The organism is Streptomyces barkulensis, assembly GCF_002843305.1.
Classification (GTDB): domain Bacteria; phylum Actinomycetota; class Actinomycetes; order Streptomycetales; family Streptomycetaceae; genus Streptomyces; species Streptomyces barkulensis.
Genome location: NZ_PGSG01000119.1, coordinates 182,306 through 195,226 on the forward strand (window position 1 = coordinate 182,306; position 12,921 = coordinate 195,226).

Below are 12,921 nucleotides of genomic sequence, written 5' to 3' on the forward strand. Positions count from 1 at the left end.
GTACCCATGGGTAGGGGTGCGGCGGGGGAAAGTTACCGCCGGTTGCACCCCTGGCCCGGGCGTCCGGCCGCCGACGCCGCATAGGCTCTCCGGTGTGGCGGACAGAACATCGGCGGACAGCGGACGGACGGACGGCGCGGCACACGCGCGGACCGGACCCGAGGAGGACGGCACGGCCCCGCCCGCCGAGTACCGCACGGCCGAACTCGCCAGGGCGGCCGGCATCACCGTGCGCACCCTGCGGTTCTACCGCGAGCGCAGACTCCTCCCGCCGCCGCGCCGCGAGGGCCGCATCGCCTGGTACAACGAGCACCACCTCAACCGGCTGCGGACGATCTCCGCACTGCTGGCCCGCGGCCACACCCTCGGCGGGATCGCCGACCTGATCGACGCCTTCGAGAAGGGCCGGGACGCGGGCGGCGCGGCCGAACTGCTCGGCCTGGAGAGCGCGCTGGTCTCCCCCTGGTCCGAGGAGACCCCCGTCCGCCTCACCCCCGAGGACCTGGCCGCGCACTTCCCCGACGAGGTCACCTCCGACAACCTCGCCGCCGCCCTGAACCTGGGCTACGTCGCCGTCGACGGCGACGAGGTCGTCCACGTCAGCCGCCGCCTGCTCGACGCCTCCACCGCCCTGGTGGGCGAGGGCATCCCGCTGGGGGCCGTGCTGGAGGCCGGGCGCGTGGTGCGCGAGCACGCCGACGCCGTCGCCGACCTGTTCACCAACCTCGTCCGCGCCCATCTGTTCACCGGTGTCCGCGAGCTCTCCCCCGACGACCTTCGCCGCCTGTCGGACGTGATGGACCGGCTGCGCCCGCTGGCCAAGCAGGTGGTCGACGTCGAACTGGCTCTGGCCATGGACCGCCGCGTCCGCGCGGAGCTGGAGAGCTGGTCGCGGCCGGGCGGGCAGAGCGGGCCGGGCGGGGAACCCGGAGGACCGGGACCAAGCGGGGAGCCGCGGAGCCCGTCCGGCGGCTGACCGGCGGCTGACCGGAGCGCGACCCTTTCGCCGCGCCATGCCCGCGAAGTGCATGTATGACCGCCGTCCGCGCGGCAACCCGTACCCCGATGGCGCACACACAGTCCGGGTCCACGACGCGCTCCGACCACCCCTCCCCCGCGACCCGCGCCCTGCGCGCGGTGCGTGCCGAGGCCGTCTGGGGCGGCCGCTCCCTGCACCGCGCCTGGCAGGGACCGGGCCGGGAGCGCGACGCCGTCGTCCAGTCCCTCAAGGCCGCGCTCGCCGCCGTCCTGGCCTGGCTGGCCGCCGCCTGGCTGCTGCCCGACGCCTTCGCCCTGATGGCGCCCTGGGTGGCGGTGGTCCTGGTGCAGGCCACCGTCTACCGCTCGGTGTGGCAGGGGCTCCAGCAGACGATGGCGATCACCGTCGGCACGGTGCTCGCCGCGGCCCTGGTCATCCCGCTGGGCCATCCGGTGCTGGTGATGATCCTCGTCCTGCCCGTCACCACCCTGCTGGGCAACTGGCCGCGCTTCGGCGCCCAGGGCATCTACGCCTCCACCGCCGCCCTGTTCACCCTCGTCCCCGGCCAGGCCACGCTCGACTCGGCCGTCTCCCGCACCCTGGCCGCCCTGCTGGGCACCGCCGTCGGCATCGGCGTCAACGCGCTGCTCCTGCCGCCCGTCCATCTGCGCAGCGCGCGCGAGGCGGTGGACTCCGCCGTCCGCGAGGCGCGGGAGATCGTCACCGAGGTCGCGGACGGCCTGGACGAGCCCTGGGAGTACGACCGCGTCCGCGCCTGGTACGACCGGGCCTGCCGGCTGCCCCGGCTGATCCGCGGCGTGGAGTCCGCGGTCGGCTGGAGCCGCGAGAGCACGCGCCTCAACCCCGAGAGCCGCCGCCGCGCCGAGGCGGCACGGCTGACGGCGGCGTACGAGGAGACCCTGGCCACCCTGGAGGACGTCGCCGAACGCCTCACCGCCTTGACCCGGACCCTGCTGGAGGCCGCCGACGAGGGCGACGAAGTACCCCGTCCCGGCCACGAGGTCACCCGCCCGTACGCCGACTTCCTGCACCGGGTGGCCGCCGCCCTGGACGCCTACGGGCGCACGGTCACCGGCGACGCCCCCGAGACGGCCCGCCGCGAACTGCGCGAGGCCGTCGGGGAGATCCGCGTCGAGCAGGACCGGCTCCGCGCCGGGCTCCCCCGGCACGCGGCCGCCGTACCCGAAGGGCTGTCGGTGCTGGGCCCCCTGCTGGCGGAGTCCCGCCGGCTGGCCACGAGCCTCCTGCCGGGCGGGCGCGGCGAGGGCGGCGCGGGCAACGGCGGCGGGGACGGCGGCGGCGCGGGCGGCGGGGGCGGTGCCTCCGGCCGTCAGGGCGCGTAGACGGCCGTCACCGGCGCGTGGTCGCTCCACCGGCCCGCGTGGTCGGCCGCGCGCTCCACGTACGCCTTCACCGCCCGCCGCGCCAGCGGCTCGGTGGCCACGTGGAGGTCGATCCTCCACCCCGCGTCATTGTCAAAAGCCCGGCCCCGGTAGGACCACCACGAGTACGGCCCGTCCTGGTCCGGGTGGAGGCGGCGGACGACGTCGGCGTAGCCGGCCTCGCCGAAGACCCGGCCGAGCCAGGCGCGCTCCTCGGGCAGGAAGCCGGAGTTCTTCCGGTTGGCCTTCCAGTTCCTGATGTCGGCCTCCTGGTGGGCGATGTTCCAGTCGCCGCAGACCAGGACCTCGCGGCCGGCCGCGGCGGCGCGCTCGCGCAGCCCGGCCAGATAGGGCAGGAAGGCCGCCATGAAGCGCTCCTTCTCCTCCTGCCGCTCGGTGCCGACCTCACCCGAGGGCAGGTAGAGGCTGGCGACGGTCAGGCCCGGCAGGTCCACCTCCAGATAGCGGCCGGAGTCCGTGAACTCGCTCACCCCGAACCCCACCCGCACCTCCTCGGGCGCACGCCGGGTGAGCACCGCCACGCCCGCGCGCCCCTTGGCGGCGGCCGGGGCGTACACCGCGTGCCAGCCCTCCGGATCGCGTACCTCGCCGGGGAGTTGGTCCGGCTCGGCGCGCACCTCCTGCAGGCACACCACATCCGCCTCGGTGGCGGCCAGCCACTGGGTGTAGCCCTTCTTCGCGGCGGCGCGCAGCCCGTTCACATTGACCGTCGAAATCGTCAGCACCCCGGCACCTTACGATGCGGACATGCGCATCACGCCCGTCGCCTACGACCACCCCGACGCCGCGAAGCTCACCGATCTGGTGCAGCTGGAGTACGCCGAGCGCTACGGCGGCGAGGGCGACGTCACACCGCTGGACCCCGGGATGTTCTCGCCGCCCGGCGGCCTGTTCCTGATCGCGTACGACGAGCGGGACCGGCCCGTGGCCACCGGCGGCTGGCGGGCGATGGACGAGAACGGGGAGAACTACCGCGACGGCGACGCCGAGCTCAAGCGGATGTTCGTGATCCGCGAGGCGCGGCGCCGGGGGCTGTCCCGCCGCATCCTGGCCCTGCTGGAGGAGGACGCGCGGGAGGCGGGGCGGCTGCGGATGGTGCTGGAGACCGGCACCAAGCAGCCGGAGGCGATGGCGCTGTACGAGTCGAGCGGCTACACGCCCACCGAGAAGTTCGGGGTCTACCGCCACGAGCCCGACAGCCGCTGCTACGCCAAGCCCCTGCGCTGAGCCCCCGCGCCGGGGCTCCTCGCTGGGTCCCCGCGACGGACCGGCCCACTCCTTGACCTCAAGCCCGCTTGAGGTCATACGTTCGTTCGCGCAGGCCGGCGCCCGCCGACCCGCGCGGGCGCACACGACGGGGAGGGCGTACGGCCATGACGGACGCGGAGAGCACGGACACGGAGAACACGGACGCGGAGAACACCGGCGAGGGCGGCGCGGACCGGCGCTGGGACGGCGCGGAGCTGGACCTGGACGCCTATCTGGCCCGGATCGGCCACACCGGGGACCGCTCCCCCACCGAGGCGAACCTGCGCGCCCTGCACCGCGCGCACGTGCTGGGCATCCCCTTCGAGAACCTGGAGATCGTCCTGGGCCGGCCGGTCCCGCTCGGCCTGCCCGCCCTCCAGGACAAGATCGTGCGCCGGGCGCGCGGCGGTTACTGCTTCGAGCACGCCCGGCTCTTCGCCGCCGCCCTGGAGCGGCTGGGTTTCGGCGTCGGCGGCCTGACCTCGCGGGTGGGCATGGGCTCGGGCCGCGTACGTCCCGCCACGCACGCCGTCCTGCGCGTGGAGACGGCCGAGACGGCGGACACCGGGCGGGTGTGGATCTGCGACGTCGGCTTCGGAGGCAGTCCGCTGGAGCCGGTCGAGCTGGCCGACGGCGCGCGGACCTCCGGCAGCGGATGGGAGTTCCGGCTGGAGCGCCGCACCGCGCCCCAGGGTGCGACGGCGTCGGTCGGCGAGTGGGTGCTGCACGAGCGGCGCGGGGCCGGGGAGGACTGGTGCGATCTGCACACCTTCACCCTGGACCCGCGGTACGCGATCGACTGGGAGGTGGGCAGCCACTACGTCTCCACCCATCCGCGCTCGCCGTTCGTCCGGCGTCCGATCGTCCAGCGCACCGGCCCGGACGTCCGCCAGGCGCTGTACGGCGCGAGCTGGGTGACCACCGCCCGCGCGGACGGCTCGCGCCGGGTGCGGGAGCTGAGGCCGCGCGAGGTGCCCGAGATCCTGGGGGACGTCTTCGGCATCGAGCTGGACGCGGCCGACGCCGAGGCGCTCGCCGGCGCCGTGGAGCGCCTTCCCGCCGACGGCGGTCCGATCGGCGTACCGGCCGGCTGAGGGCATGCGCACGGGGGTGCGCCCGCCGGTTCCGGCGGGCGCACCCCCGTGTGTTGCGGGAGCGCGGCCGTGTTGCGGGAGCGCGGTCGGTCAGGCCGCCGCGCCGCCCGTACCGTCCGCGCCGGCGCCCGCCGCGCGGCGGCGGCGCACGGTCACCACGGCCGCGCCGCCCGCGGCCAGCAGGAGCAGGGCGAGGCCGCCCGCCGTCAGCGCGGTCGTGCCGGTGGAGGCCAGGCTGCCGTCCGCGCTCTCGCCGCCGGAGGTGCCGCCGGAGGTCCCGGCGGAGCCGCCGTCGCCCTCGCCGTCCTCGCCGCCGTTCTTGCCGTCACCGTCGCCGCCGCCCTTGCCTTCGGAGCCGGAGCCGCCCGTGCCGCCGGTGGAGTCGCCGTCGCCGGGGGTCTCCTCGTCGCCGGTGCCGTTGAGCACGATCCAGCCGTCGTCGTTGGCGGGGTTCCCCTCCCAGGGGTTGTCCCACTCGGGCAGGTGGATCCGGCCCCTGGCGCCCTCGACGACCTTGTCGATCCGCAGCTCGAAGGCGAAGTCCTCCCGGCTGTCCTCCAGCATCGGGGTGTCGGCCCAGCACAGGTAGCTGTCGGGCTGCTCCACGCCCTCGATGTTGTGCGGGCCGCAGGCCCTGGGCGCCTTGGCCACCGTCGCGCCCTCGGGGATGTCCACGGTGAAGCCGATGGGCTCGCCGCCCGCGCGCAGCGACCCGATCCAGCCCGGGCCGCGGTTGTGCATGGCGACGTCCACCGCCACCGTCTCGCCCTTCTTCCCCTTCACCCGGTCCCCGGTGAGGTCCAGGTCGTAGGTGTTCTTCCTCGGGAAGTCGAGCTCGGCGTACTGGACGTACTCGCCGTCGCCCTTGGCCTGCCTGAGCGTCAGTTCGGCGCCCTCGCCCTGGCGGTAGTCACCGCCCGCGCGCAGCCGGTCCGCCTCCTCGGGGGAGAGGGCGGTGAAGCTGTAGGAGAAGACGTCGTGGAGCGCGAAGTCGGCGGTCCTCACCTTCACCGGCTGACCGACCTCGTAGGAGGTGCCCTTCTCGAAGGTGCCCTCGAAGGCGCACAGGGCGACGTGCCGCATCCGGATCAGGTTGTCCTCGTTCTCCACGGCGTACGCGCAGTTGCCGTACTCCTCGGGAAAGGACAGTCCGCGCGAGCCGGCGAATCGCAGGATGACGCCGTCGGCGGCCACGCCGCCGACGTTGCGGAAGCCCAGCGGGGCCTCGAAGGTGTCGCCGGCGGCGAAGCCCTCGGGCTCGGTCAGCGTGCGCATGCGGAACTCGGGGCCGCCGACGAGGACGTCGATGCTGTGCTCGGTGAACTCCAGCCCCTCGCCCTCGCCGGTGACGGTGATGGTGCCGGTGTCCCCGGCCTCGCTCTCCGCGCCGGGCGCGAGGCCGATGTCCCAGTTCTGGTTGTATATGTCGCCCGCGTAGAGCTCGTACTCGGTGCAGACGGCCACCAGTCCGTCGGCTTCGCAGGGCAGGTCCACGTCCGCGACGCCCTCCAGGCCGGTCGCGTCGATGGTGACGGTGTACTCCCCCTGGTGGATGGGGGGAATGACGCCCTCGTGGTCGGGATCGACCTCGCCGGGCCCCTTGAGCCCCACCTCGATCTGTGCCTCGCCCTCGGCGGGCTTCCCCGCCTGGAGCGACAGGTCGAACGAGTCGGGCCCGGTGAAGGCCACCGGGATCGGCGCGGCACCCCCGGGCTCCTCCGCGTTGGCCGTGCCGACGGCGCCGGCGGCCAGCATTCCGGCGACGGTCAGGCCGCCGACGGCCCGCTGCCACAGTCTGTGCCTCGAGTGGCGTCGCACTCTTCGCATCTCCTCGGTGGTCGGAAGTGTCCGGGCGCGCACGGCGCGTACGCGATGCGTACGCCGCGCGTTCCGCGCCCGGGTTTCCCGACCTCCGGGACCCCGGCGGGGTTGCCCACGCCGAGGTCACGTCCCGGTATCGTTTCGGTCATCCGTGGTACACCCCGTCGTCGCGCGCCGGCTTCCACCGTGGCGCGGTGGAAGCCGATATTCGCTGTCCCGCCGCCGTTCGCGTCGCCGGCGTTCCCGGCGTGACCGACACCGACGCGCCGCCCCCGCCGGCTGACCGGCGTCACTCCCCGGCCGGGACGGCGTACACCAGCAGGTTCTTCTGGTAACCGCCGTTCTCGCGGTCGTACGGGGGCGCGCAGGTGACCAGGGTCAGCACCGGCCGTCCGTCGCGCCGGAACACCTCGTCGGGGAGGCTGTCCTGGTCGACCACCTCACGGGCCGTCACCTCGTACCGCAGCGGCGGGGCGCCTTGGCGCTCGACGGTGATGTCGTCGCCCTCGCGGACGCCGTACAGCTTGGCGAAGGCGCCCAGGTCGCCGGTGCGGTCGTCGACGTGGCCGACGACGACGGCGGATCCGGTCCGCGCGCCCGGCGCCGGGCCGTAGCGGTACCAGCCGGCCTGCCCGGCGTCCTCGGGGATCTCCACCGTGCCGTCGTCCTCGACCCCGACGCCCTGGACGGGGGTGTCCAGGGAGAGCCGGGGGATGCTCAGGGCCACCGGTTCGGGCGCGGACGCGCCGCCCCCGTCCTCCGCCCGGCTGTCGTGGACCTCGAACGGCGCCCCGGCCGCGGGCTCCTGGGCCCGCGGCCGGTCGCCGAAGTCCTGCGGCACCACGGCTCCGGACGGCCGCAGCGACCAGGCCAGCAGCGCCGCCAGGACGACGGCGACCTCCGCGGCGGCCGTGACGGCCGCCGCGGAGGGCCGCCCACCCCCGGTGAGGGCACGCATGGCCGTCAGTCGTCCCTGGCGTAGCGGCGGCGGGCGGCCAGCAGGCCGGCGACCGCGACGGCGCCCGCGGTGCCCCAGGCCAGCCAGGTGGTGGCGGACTCGTTGTCCGCGGCCATCGCACCGCTCTCACCGGCGTCCACGCCGCCCGGCGCGGAGGCCATGCCGCTGATCGTCTGCGTCTTCAGCGCGAGGTTCTCGTCCTCGGCGCTGCCCCAGGCGTAGACGACGGTGTTGGCGCCCTCGCCGAGTTCCAGGTCGGCGGGGCCGATGGCGACGGTGTCGGTTCCGGCGAGGACCACGTCGGCGCTGACCGTGCCGGCGGGCACCTCCAGCGATTCCTCGTTGGGGTTGGTCAGGCCCTCGATGACCGGTTCCCCGCCGGCGCGGACGTCCACGGCCGGAGCGGCGGCCACATGGCGGACGGTCAGCCGGGACTGCCCGGCCGGGACCTTGGAGGTGTCGTTGACGAAGGCGGTGAGCATCGGGTCGCCCTCCGCGCTCAGGTGTGCGGCGAGCGTGGCGTTCGCGCCGGCCGGGACCTCGACGCTCTTCTGGATGGCGGGGTCGCCGTCGGGTCCCTCGCCGTCCGCGAAGACCTCGATGTCGTAGGTGCCCGGGTCCAGGGACTGAGGCTCGGTCAGGGTGCCGGGCTCGAAGTCGGGGAGCAGCTCGTTTCCGTTGGCGTAGACGTCGACGGTGAGGCCGGGGACGCCGTGGAAGACCGAGACCGACGCCTTCTCGCCCTGTGTGTGGTTGTCCGCGGAGGCGGGGACGGCCACGGCCAGGGACAGTGCGCACGCACCGGCGGTGACGGAGACGATCTTCCTGCTGCGCGAGTTCATCATCGGGATTTCCCTTCGTGGGAGCCCCGCTCGGACGCGGGACTTCACCCTCTCTTCCGGACTGCCGGCCCTTTCGGATGCACTTCGCGACGGGTTCCACGGTTTGACGGTCCGTCGCCTGTTGTGGGGGTCGGTCGGTCGGCGTGCCACTACGCCCTTCCTCGGACGCTTTCACGGGCGCTTTCACAGTGGTTGTCACGGTTCAGAGCGGGCCGGTCCGGGCCGGTTCCCCGCATTCCCCCTGCTCCGAGGGCCTCGGGAGTGCGGCCCGGTGCGCCGATCCCCGCTGCCGCCAGGCGGCGCCTGCGCTCCTCCTCGGCGGCAGCCTGCTCAGGGTGGCGCCTGAGCCAGTATGGGTTGTCGTGCGGCAGCCCGCCACTTATCCGCCCATACATCCCGAATGTGAGGATGACCAGGCCCATCAGGAAGCTGAAGATGACGTTGGGCATGCGGAACGCCAGGATGTTGGCGGACGTCTCCAGCAGGGCGAGGTTGGCGAAGCCGCTGAGGATGAACAGCACGCCGACCGTCATGTTGAGCGTGGAGGCGAGGTTGCCGCCGATGGCCGCTCCGGCGATCAGAAGCGTTCCGACGGTCACCGAGATCAGGCTCAGCAGGCCGTTGCTGGACAGCCCCGCTATCTCGGAACCGGTGGTGTCGAAGAAGTCGAGCCGGTTGGCGAATCCGAGGATTCCGAAGACCAGCAGGATGGCACCGCTGACGGCGGCTCCGTAGCGGTAGACACCGGCCAGCCGGTGGTCCATGGGCAGTTCGTCGCGGATTTTCATGGTTACCGTCCCCTCGCGGGAGTCGACGGAGGGTCACAGGGCGTACCGGACGGCGTCCATCCGCCGGCGCGGCCGCAGAAGTCCCCTGCGGGCGTGTGCCCTGACCGTGCCAGGGGCAGGCCGGTGCGGCGGGCCGTCTCGGCGTGGGTGAGGTCCTGGTGGAGGGCCGGGAAGAGCACCCGGCGCCGGGGCGCGGGCAGCCCGGCCGGCGCGTCGGCCGCCACCTGGACCGTCACAGGCGTCATGGCTTCGCTCCTCCCACCGGGCGCGGGGTGCGCTTCGGTGGTTCCACGGTGGATCGCATGACGGGTGGCAGCAAGTCGCATCGTTTCTGCGTCGACTACTCTGGACGCATGTCGGATGCTCCGGAAACCGATGACCGCACGCTCGGGCAGGCAGGGCCCGGGCAGGCGGGGCCCGGGCAGGCGGGGCTCAGCACCGGTGCCGTCGCCCGGCGGCTGGGCGTCGCGCCCACCACCCTGCGCTCGTGGGACCGGCGGTACGGGCTGGGGCCGAGCGTCCGGGAGGGCGGCAGGCACCGGCGGTGGTCGCCGGGGGACATCGCGGTGCTGGAGGCCATGTGTCGTCTGACCGCCTCCGGCGTGCCCCCGGCGGAGGCCGCCCGCCAGGCGCGCGCCGTCGTCTCCCCCGGTCCGGCGGCACCCGCGCCCGCGCGGCCCGCGCCCGTGCAGCCGACGGAACCGCCGACCCCGTCCGAACCCGCACCCCCTGCGGAACCGGACGAACCGGCCTCCTCCGTACCGGCCCGCGCGGGCGGCGGCAACACCCTGCCCGTGGGCAGCAGTGTGAGCCGGGAGTGCCGGGGCCTGGCCCGCGCGGCCGTACGCCTGGACGCCCCCGCCCTCGACGACCTGCTGGACCGGGCGATCGCCGCGCACGGCGTGGCCGGCGCCTGGGAGGAGGTGATCATGCCCACCCTGCGGGCGGCGGGCCGCAAGTGGGTCACCTCCGGCGAGCGCTACGTGGAGGTGGAGCACCTGCTGTCCTGGCACGTCTCCTCGGCCCTGCGCCGTGTGACGGCCCGGCCGCGCCCCGCGTCCGCCGCCTCCCCCGCGTCCGCCGCCTCCCCCGCGCCCTCCGGAACGTCCGCGCCCTCCGCCCCGGTGCTGCTGGCCTGCGCGCCCGACGAGACCCACACCCTCCCGCTGGAGGTCCTGGCCGCCGCGCTGGCCGAACACGGCGTCGGCATCCGGATGTTCGGCGCCTCCGTCCCGGCCGGGGCGATGGAGGAGGCGGTGCGCCGCACCGGGCCGTCCGCCGTCGTCCTGTGGTCCCAGACCCGCCGTACCGCCGATCCCGCCCTGGTCCGCCGGGTGCGCGCCACCGCCTGGGGCGTGCGGGGCGCCCGCGTGCGCCCCGCCGTACTGGTCGCCGGGCCGGGCTGGCGGGGGCTGCGCCTGCCGGGCATCGCCCGCCCCCGCGGCCTGCGCGACGCCCTCGACCTGCTGACCGCCCCGCCGGAACCCCGGCCGCCGGACCGTCCGGCCTGACATGCTCGGGAACCCGACTCCCGAAGGGACCACCGTGGTACAGCCCGAGCACGAGACCCGCACCGCTCTCCCGCCCGCGCTCGAATCGATGACCCTGCTGGTGGCGGCCGTCATCGTCCACGACCGGGCCGCCGACCGCGTCCTCCTCCTCCAGCGCGGCCCGCGGGCCAAGTTCGCGCGGGGGATGTGGGACCTGCCCACCGGCAAGAGCGATCCCGGCGAGCCCGTCACCGGGACCGCGGTGCGCGAACTGCGCGAGGAGACCAACCTGGTGGTGAAGGCAGAGTCCCTGCGCCTGGCCCATGTCGTCCACGGGGCCTGGGGTGTCGAGTCCCCGAACGGCTACCTCACCGTCGTCTTCGCCGCCCACGAGTGGTCGGGCGAGCCCGAGAACCGGGAACCGGGCAAGCACTCCCAGGTCTGCTGGACCCCCACCGACGCCATCCCGGAGGACTTCGTCCCCTCCAGCGGCGGCGCCCTCCGCAACTACCTCACCGGCGGCCCGCAGCTCTCCCTGGTCCGCTGGGACACCTGAGCGTCCGGACTCCACCCGCCTACGACCGGCCGGTGCCCTTCCCGGATCCGGGAAGGGCACCGGCCCCATGGCCCGCGGCCGGACCGTCTCCCCTGTCTCAGCCCCGGTGGGCGGCGGCCTGGAGGAGCAGGACCATGGCGACGGCCGAGACCGTGACCAGGAGAGTGGTCCACGTACACGACTCCAGACGCCCGCGGCATCCGTGGCGCCCGCGGCATCCGCGATGGGACATCACCGGCCCGCCCCCTTCCACTCCGCGCCGCCGAACAGCGGCTGCGGGCCGGCCGGTTCGGCGATGCGGTGGGCGTGGACGGTGAGGTTGCCGTCCTCGTACGACCAGCCCTGTCCGGTGTCGGCCCGCTCACGGACGCGGGCGGGGTCGTGGAAGACCGAGGGGGCCAGGCAGCCGCGCATCCCGCGCAGCATCACCGGCACGTCCCGGCCGATCAGCACTCCGTAGGACACGCTCGGGAACAGCCGGTCCAACTCCCTGTCGGGGCGGGCGACCCAGCACAGCCGGTACCAGCCCTCACCACCGGGCGACGGCACGGGAGCGGGCGCCGCCCTCTCCTCCCGCCCCGGATGGCAGGGGCAGCCGCACGCCAGATGACGCACTCCGGGTACGCCGCTCTCCCCCGGCTCGGCCTCGGCGCACTCACCGTGCGCTCCGATCGCACAGCGCACGGAGACGTATCCGGCCCCCTCCGCGCCCGTTCCCGCCCCGCTCACAGACCGCCTCCGGTCACGGTCCAGCCGGGCCCCATGACGGGCCGGGCGCGGACGCCGTGCGTCTGGAGGTGGATGTTCCGCGTGTCGAGGTCCAGCCCCACCGTCGCCATCCACAGCACCCGCCGGCGCCGCCGGCGCACCGACCGTTCGTGCGCCGTCCAGTACGGCCGGACGGGTGCCACGTCCGATGTCTCCCCGCCGGGCCGCCCGGCCGGCCGTGCGGGCTCCGCCCCCACGGCCGGGCAGGCCGCGCTCCCGCCGGTCCGGAGGGCTCGTACCGAGGCCGCCCGGCGCTGCGGTGCCCGCCCCCTCCGGCGCCTCCCGGTGGCCGGAAACAGCAGCGTCAGTGCCCACAGAAGGGCAGGGCTCAGGGCCCAGCCCAGGAAACGCGCGATATTGTTCCGCACGTCATCAACTCCCTGGAAGTTGGTGGCCATGCCCCGGGACGGCGCCCACCGTCGCCGGGGTTTCTGTTTGCTTATACAACCACTCTAGTCCACTACATACAACTGCATGCAGTTGCACTCACTTCCCTGAAGCGCCCCGCTGCACCCCACTGCGTACCTTCATCGCATGGAGGAAATCGACCCCGGACGTCCGGAATACGTGTATGTACAGGTGGCCAACGCCATCGAGCGGAAGATCAGCAGCGGACAGCTCCGGTCCGGGGCTCGCCTGCCCGGTGAGCTCGACCTGGCTGAGCAGTACGGCGTAGCCGCGGGCACGATTCGACGCGCTCTCGTCGAACTCCGGGAGCGCGGACTCGTGGTGACGCTCCCCGCGAAGGGGACGTACGTGACGCGGACTCCGCCCGCCGACGAGGACGGCGAGTAACGGACCAGAAGCCGTCACCCCCCAGCGGCGCCGTCCGTCGAACCCGCCTCACGGGGAGGCCGCACTCCCGCCCATCCATCCACGCCCTACGGGACTGACCGCCTCTGCCCTGGGTGTGGCGACAGATGCATGCGGGGCATTGACGGAAAGACGTGGAC

General features: G+C 74.3%; 15 protein-coding genes. 7 read left to right on the top strand and 8 right to left on the bottom strand.

What is annotated here, in order from left to right:
- Nucleotides 1-94: 94 nt before the first annotated feature.
- Nucleotides 95-976 carry a MerR family transcriptional regulator gene (locus CUT83_RS28745; RefSeq protein WP_101258722.1) on the top strand — a complete coding sequence of 294 codons (882 nt, stop codon included), beginning with the start codon at nucleotides 95-97 and terminating at the stop codon, nucleotides 974-976.
- Between the two features lie 89 nt (nucleotides 977-1,065).
- The gene (locus tag CUT83_RS28750; RefSeq protein ID WP_158239066.1) at nucleotides 1,066-2,343 is read left to right on the top strand and encodes an FUSC family protein; all 1,278 of its coding nucleotides are present in this window, start codon (nucleotides 1,066-1,068) and stop codon (nucleotides 2,341-2,343) included.
- Here CUT83_RS28750 and CUT83_RS28755 read toward each other — a convergent pair.
- Entirely contained in the window at nucleotides 2,331-3,128 is a 798-nt protein-coding gene (locus tag CUT83_RS28755) for an exodeoxyribonuclease III (RefSeq protein WP_101258724.1), read from the bottom strand. The genes CUT83_RS28750 and CUT83_RS28755 overlap by 13 nt on opposite strands.
- 22 nt (nucleotides 3,129-3,150) lie before the next feature.
- On the opposite strand from CUT83_RS28755, the gene CUT83_RS28760 reads away from it, so the two are divergent.
- Both CUT83_RS28760 and CUT83_RS28765 read left to right on the top strand, forming a co-directional pair.
- Nucleotides 3,151-3,630, top strand: a complete 480-nt coding sequence (locus tag CUT83_RS28760) for a GNAT family N-acetyltransferase (protein ID WP_101258725.1) — start codon at nucleotides 3,151-3,153, stop codon at nucleotides 3,628-3,630.
- A 146-nt stretch (nucleotides 3,631-3,776) separates the two neighbouring features.
- Nucleotides 3,777-4,745, top strand: coding sequence for an arylamine N-acetyltransferase family protein (locus CUT83_RS28765; RefSeq protein WP_101258726.1), 969 nt, complete (start codon nucleotides 3,777-3,779; stop codon nucleotides 4,743-4,745).
- A 90-nt stretch (nucleotides 4,746-4,835) separates the two neighbouring features.
- Here CUT83_RS28765 and CUT83_RS28770 read toward each other — a convergent pair whose 3' ends face one another.
- The 5 genes from CUT83_RS28770 to CUT83_RS28790 all read right to left on the bottom strand — a co-directional run bounded on the left by CUT83_RS28770 (nucleotide 4,836) and on the right by CUT83_RS28790 (nucleotide 9,399).
- Complete coding sequence (locus CUT83_RS28770; RefSeq protein WP_439145015.1) at nucleotides 4,836-6,572, bottom strand: COG1361 family protein; 1,737 nt, start codon at nucleotides 6,570-6,572, stop codon at nucleotides 4,836-4,838.
- A gap of 283 nt (nucleotides 6,573-6,855) precedes the next feature.
- Nucleotides 6,856-7,524, bottom strand: coding sequence for a class F sortase (locus CUT83_RS28775; protein ID WP_101258728.1), 669 nt, complete (start codon nucleotides 7,522-7,524; stop codon nucleotides 6,856-6,858).
- A 5-nt stretch (nucleotides 7,525-7,529) separates the two neighbouring features.
- Complete coding sequence (locus CUT83_RS28780) at nucleotides 7,530-8,369, bottom strand: DUF4397 domain-containing protein (RefSeq protein WP_101258729.1); 840 nt, start codon at nucleotides 8,367-8,369, stop codon at nucleotides 7,530-7,532.
- Between the two features lie 146 nt (nucleotides 8,370-8,515).
- A complete protein-coding gene (locus CUT83_RS28785; RefSeq protein WP_101258730.1) occupies nucleotides 8,516-9,154 on the bottom strand; it encodes a DUF4383 domain-containing protein in 639 nt (212 codons plus the stop codon).
- A 2-nt stretch (nucleotides 9,155-9,156) separates the two neighbouring features.
- Entirely contained in the window at nucleotides 9,157-9,399 is a 243-nt protein-coding gene (locus CUT83_RS28790; RefSeq protein WP_101258731.1) for a hypothetical protein, read from the bottom strand.
- Nucleotides 9,400-9,507: 108 nt separating this feature from the next.
- Here CUT83_RS28790 and CUT83_RS28795 point away from each other — a divergent pair, with 108 nt between their 5' ends.
- Nucleotides 9,508-10,665 carry a MerR family transcriptional regulator gene (locus CUT83_RS28795; RefSeq protein ID WP_101258732.1) on the top strand — a complete coding sequence of 386 codons (1,158 nt, stop codon included), beginning with the start codon at nucleotides 9,508-9,510 and terminating at the stop codon, nucleotides 10,663-10,665.
- Between the two features lies 1 nt (nucleotide 10,666).
- Nucleotides 10,667-11,200 carry an NUDIX domain-containing protein gene (locus tag CUT83_RS28800; protein WP_101258733.1) on the top strand — a complete coding sequence of 178 codons (534 nt, stop codon included), beginning with the start codon at nucleotides 10,667-10,669 and terminating at the stop codon, nucleotides 11,198-11,200.
- A 231-nt stretch (nucleotides 11,201-11,431) separates the two neighbouring features.
- Here CUT83_RS28800 and CUT83_RS29925 read toward each other — a convergent pair whose 3' ends face one another.
- Nucleotides 11,432-11,929 carry a hypothetical protein gene (locus tag CUT83_RS29925; protein ID WP_143688643.1) on the bottom strand — a complete coding sequence of 166 codons (498 nt, stop codon included), beginning with the start codon at nucleotides 11,927-11,929 and terminating at the stop codon, nucleotides 11,432-11,434.
- Nucleotides 11,926-12,111: a hypothetical protein gene (locus CUT83_RS28810; protein WP_143688644.1), complete on the bottom strand. Its 186-nt coding sequence runs from the start codon at nucleotides 12,109-12,111 to the stop codon at nucleotides 11,926-11,928. Before CUT83_RS28810 ends, CUT83_RS29925 begins: the two co-directional genes overlap by 4 nt.
- A 391-nt stretch (nucleotides 12,112-12,502) precedes the next feature.
- Here CUT83_RS28810 and CUT83_RS28815 point away from each other — a divergent pair, with 391 nt between their 5' ends.
- On the top strand, nucleotides 12,503-12,763 hold the full coding sequence (locus tag CUT83_RS28815) for a GntR family transcriptional regulator (RefSeq protein WP_101258736.1): 261 nt from the start codon (nucleotides 12,503-12,505) through the stop codon (nucleotides 12,761-12,763).
- Nucleotides 12,764-12,921: the final 158 nt, after the last annotated feature.

What these genes read in the sequence shown, in the direction of transcription:
- CUT83_RS28750 (WP_158239066.1), top strand. Translation starts at nt 1,066, where the DNA reads ATGGCGCACACACAGTCCGGGTCCACGACGCGCTCCGACCACCCCTCC.
- CUT83_RS28760 (WP_101258725.1), top strand. Translation starts at nt 3,151, where the DNA reads ATGCGCATCACGCCCGTCGCCTACGACCACCCCGACGCCGCGAAGCTC.
- CUT83_RS28765 (WP_101258726.1), top strand. Translation starts at nt 3,777, where the DNA reads ATGACGGACGCGGAGAGCACGGACACGGAGAACACGGACGCGGAGAAC.
- CUT83_RS28770 (WP_439145015.1), bottom strand. Translation starts at nt 6,572, where the DNA reads ATGCGAAGAGTGCGACGCCACTCGAGGCACAGACTGTGGCAGCGGGCC.
- CUT83_RS28775 (WP_101258728.1), bottom strand. Translation starts at nt 7,524, where the DNA reads ATGCGTGCCCTCACCGGGGGTGGGCGGCCCTCCGCGGCGGCCGTCACG.
- CUT83_RS28780 (WP_101258729.1), bottom strand. Translation starts at nt 8,369, where the DNA reads ATGATGAACTCGCGCAGCAGGAAGATCGTCTCCGTCACCGCCGGTGCG.
- CUT83_RS28785 (WP_101258730.1), bottom strand. Translation starts at nt 9,154, where the DNA reads ATGAAAATCCGCGACGAACTGCCCATGGACCACCGGCTGGCCGGTGTC.
- CUT83_RS28790 (WP_101258731.1), bottom strand. Translation starts at nt 9,399, where the DNA reads ATGACGCCTGTGACGGTCCAGGTGGCGGCCGACGCGCCGGCCGGGCTG.
- CUT83_RS28795 (WP_101258732.1), top strand. Translation starts at nt 9,508, where the DNA reads ATGTCGGATGCTCCGGAAACCGATGACCGCACGCTCGGGCAGGCAGGG.
- CUT83_RS28800 (WP_101258733.1), top strand. Translation starts at nt 10,667, where the DNA reads ATGCTCGGGAACCCGACTCCCGAAGGGACCACCGTGGTACAGCCCGAG.
- CUT83_RS28815 (WP_101258736.1), top strand. Translation starts at nt 12,503, where the DNA reads ATGGAGGAAATCGACCCCGGACGTCCGGAATACGTGTATGTACAGGTG.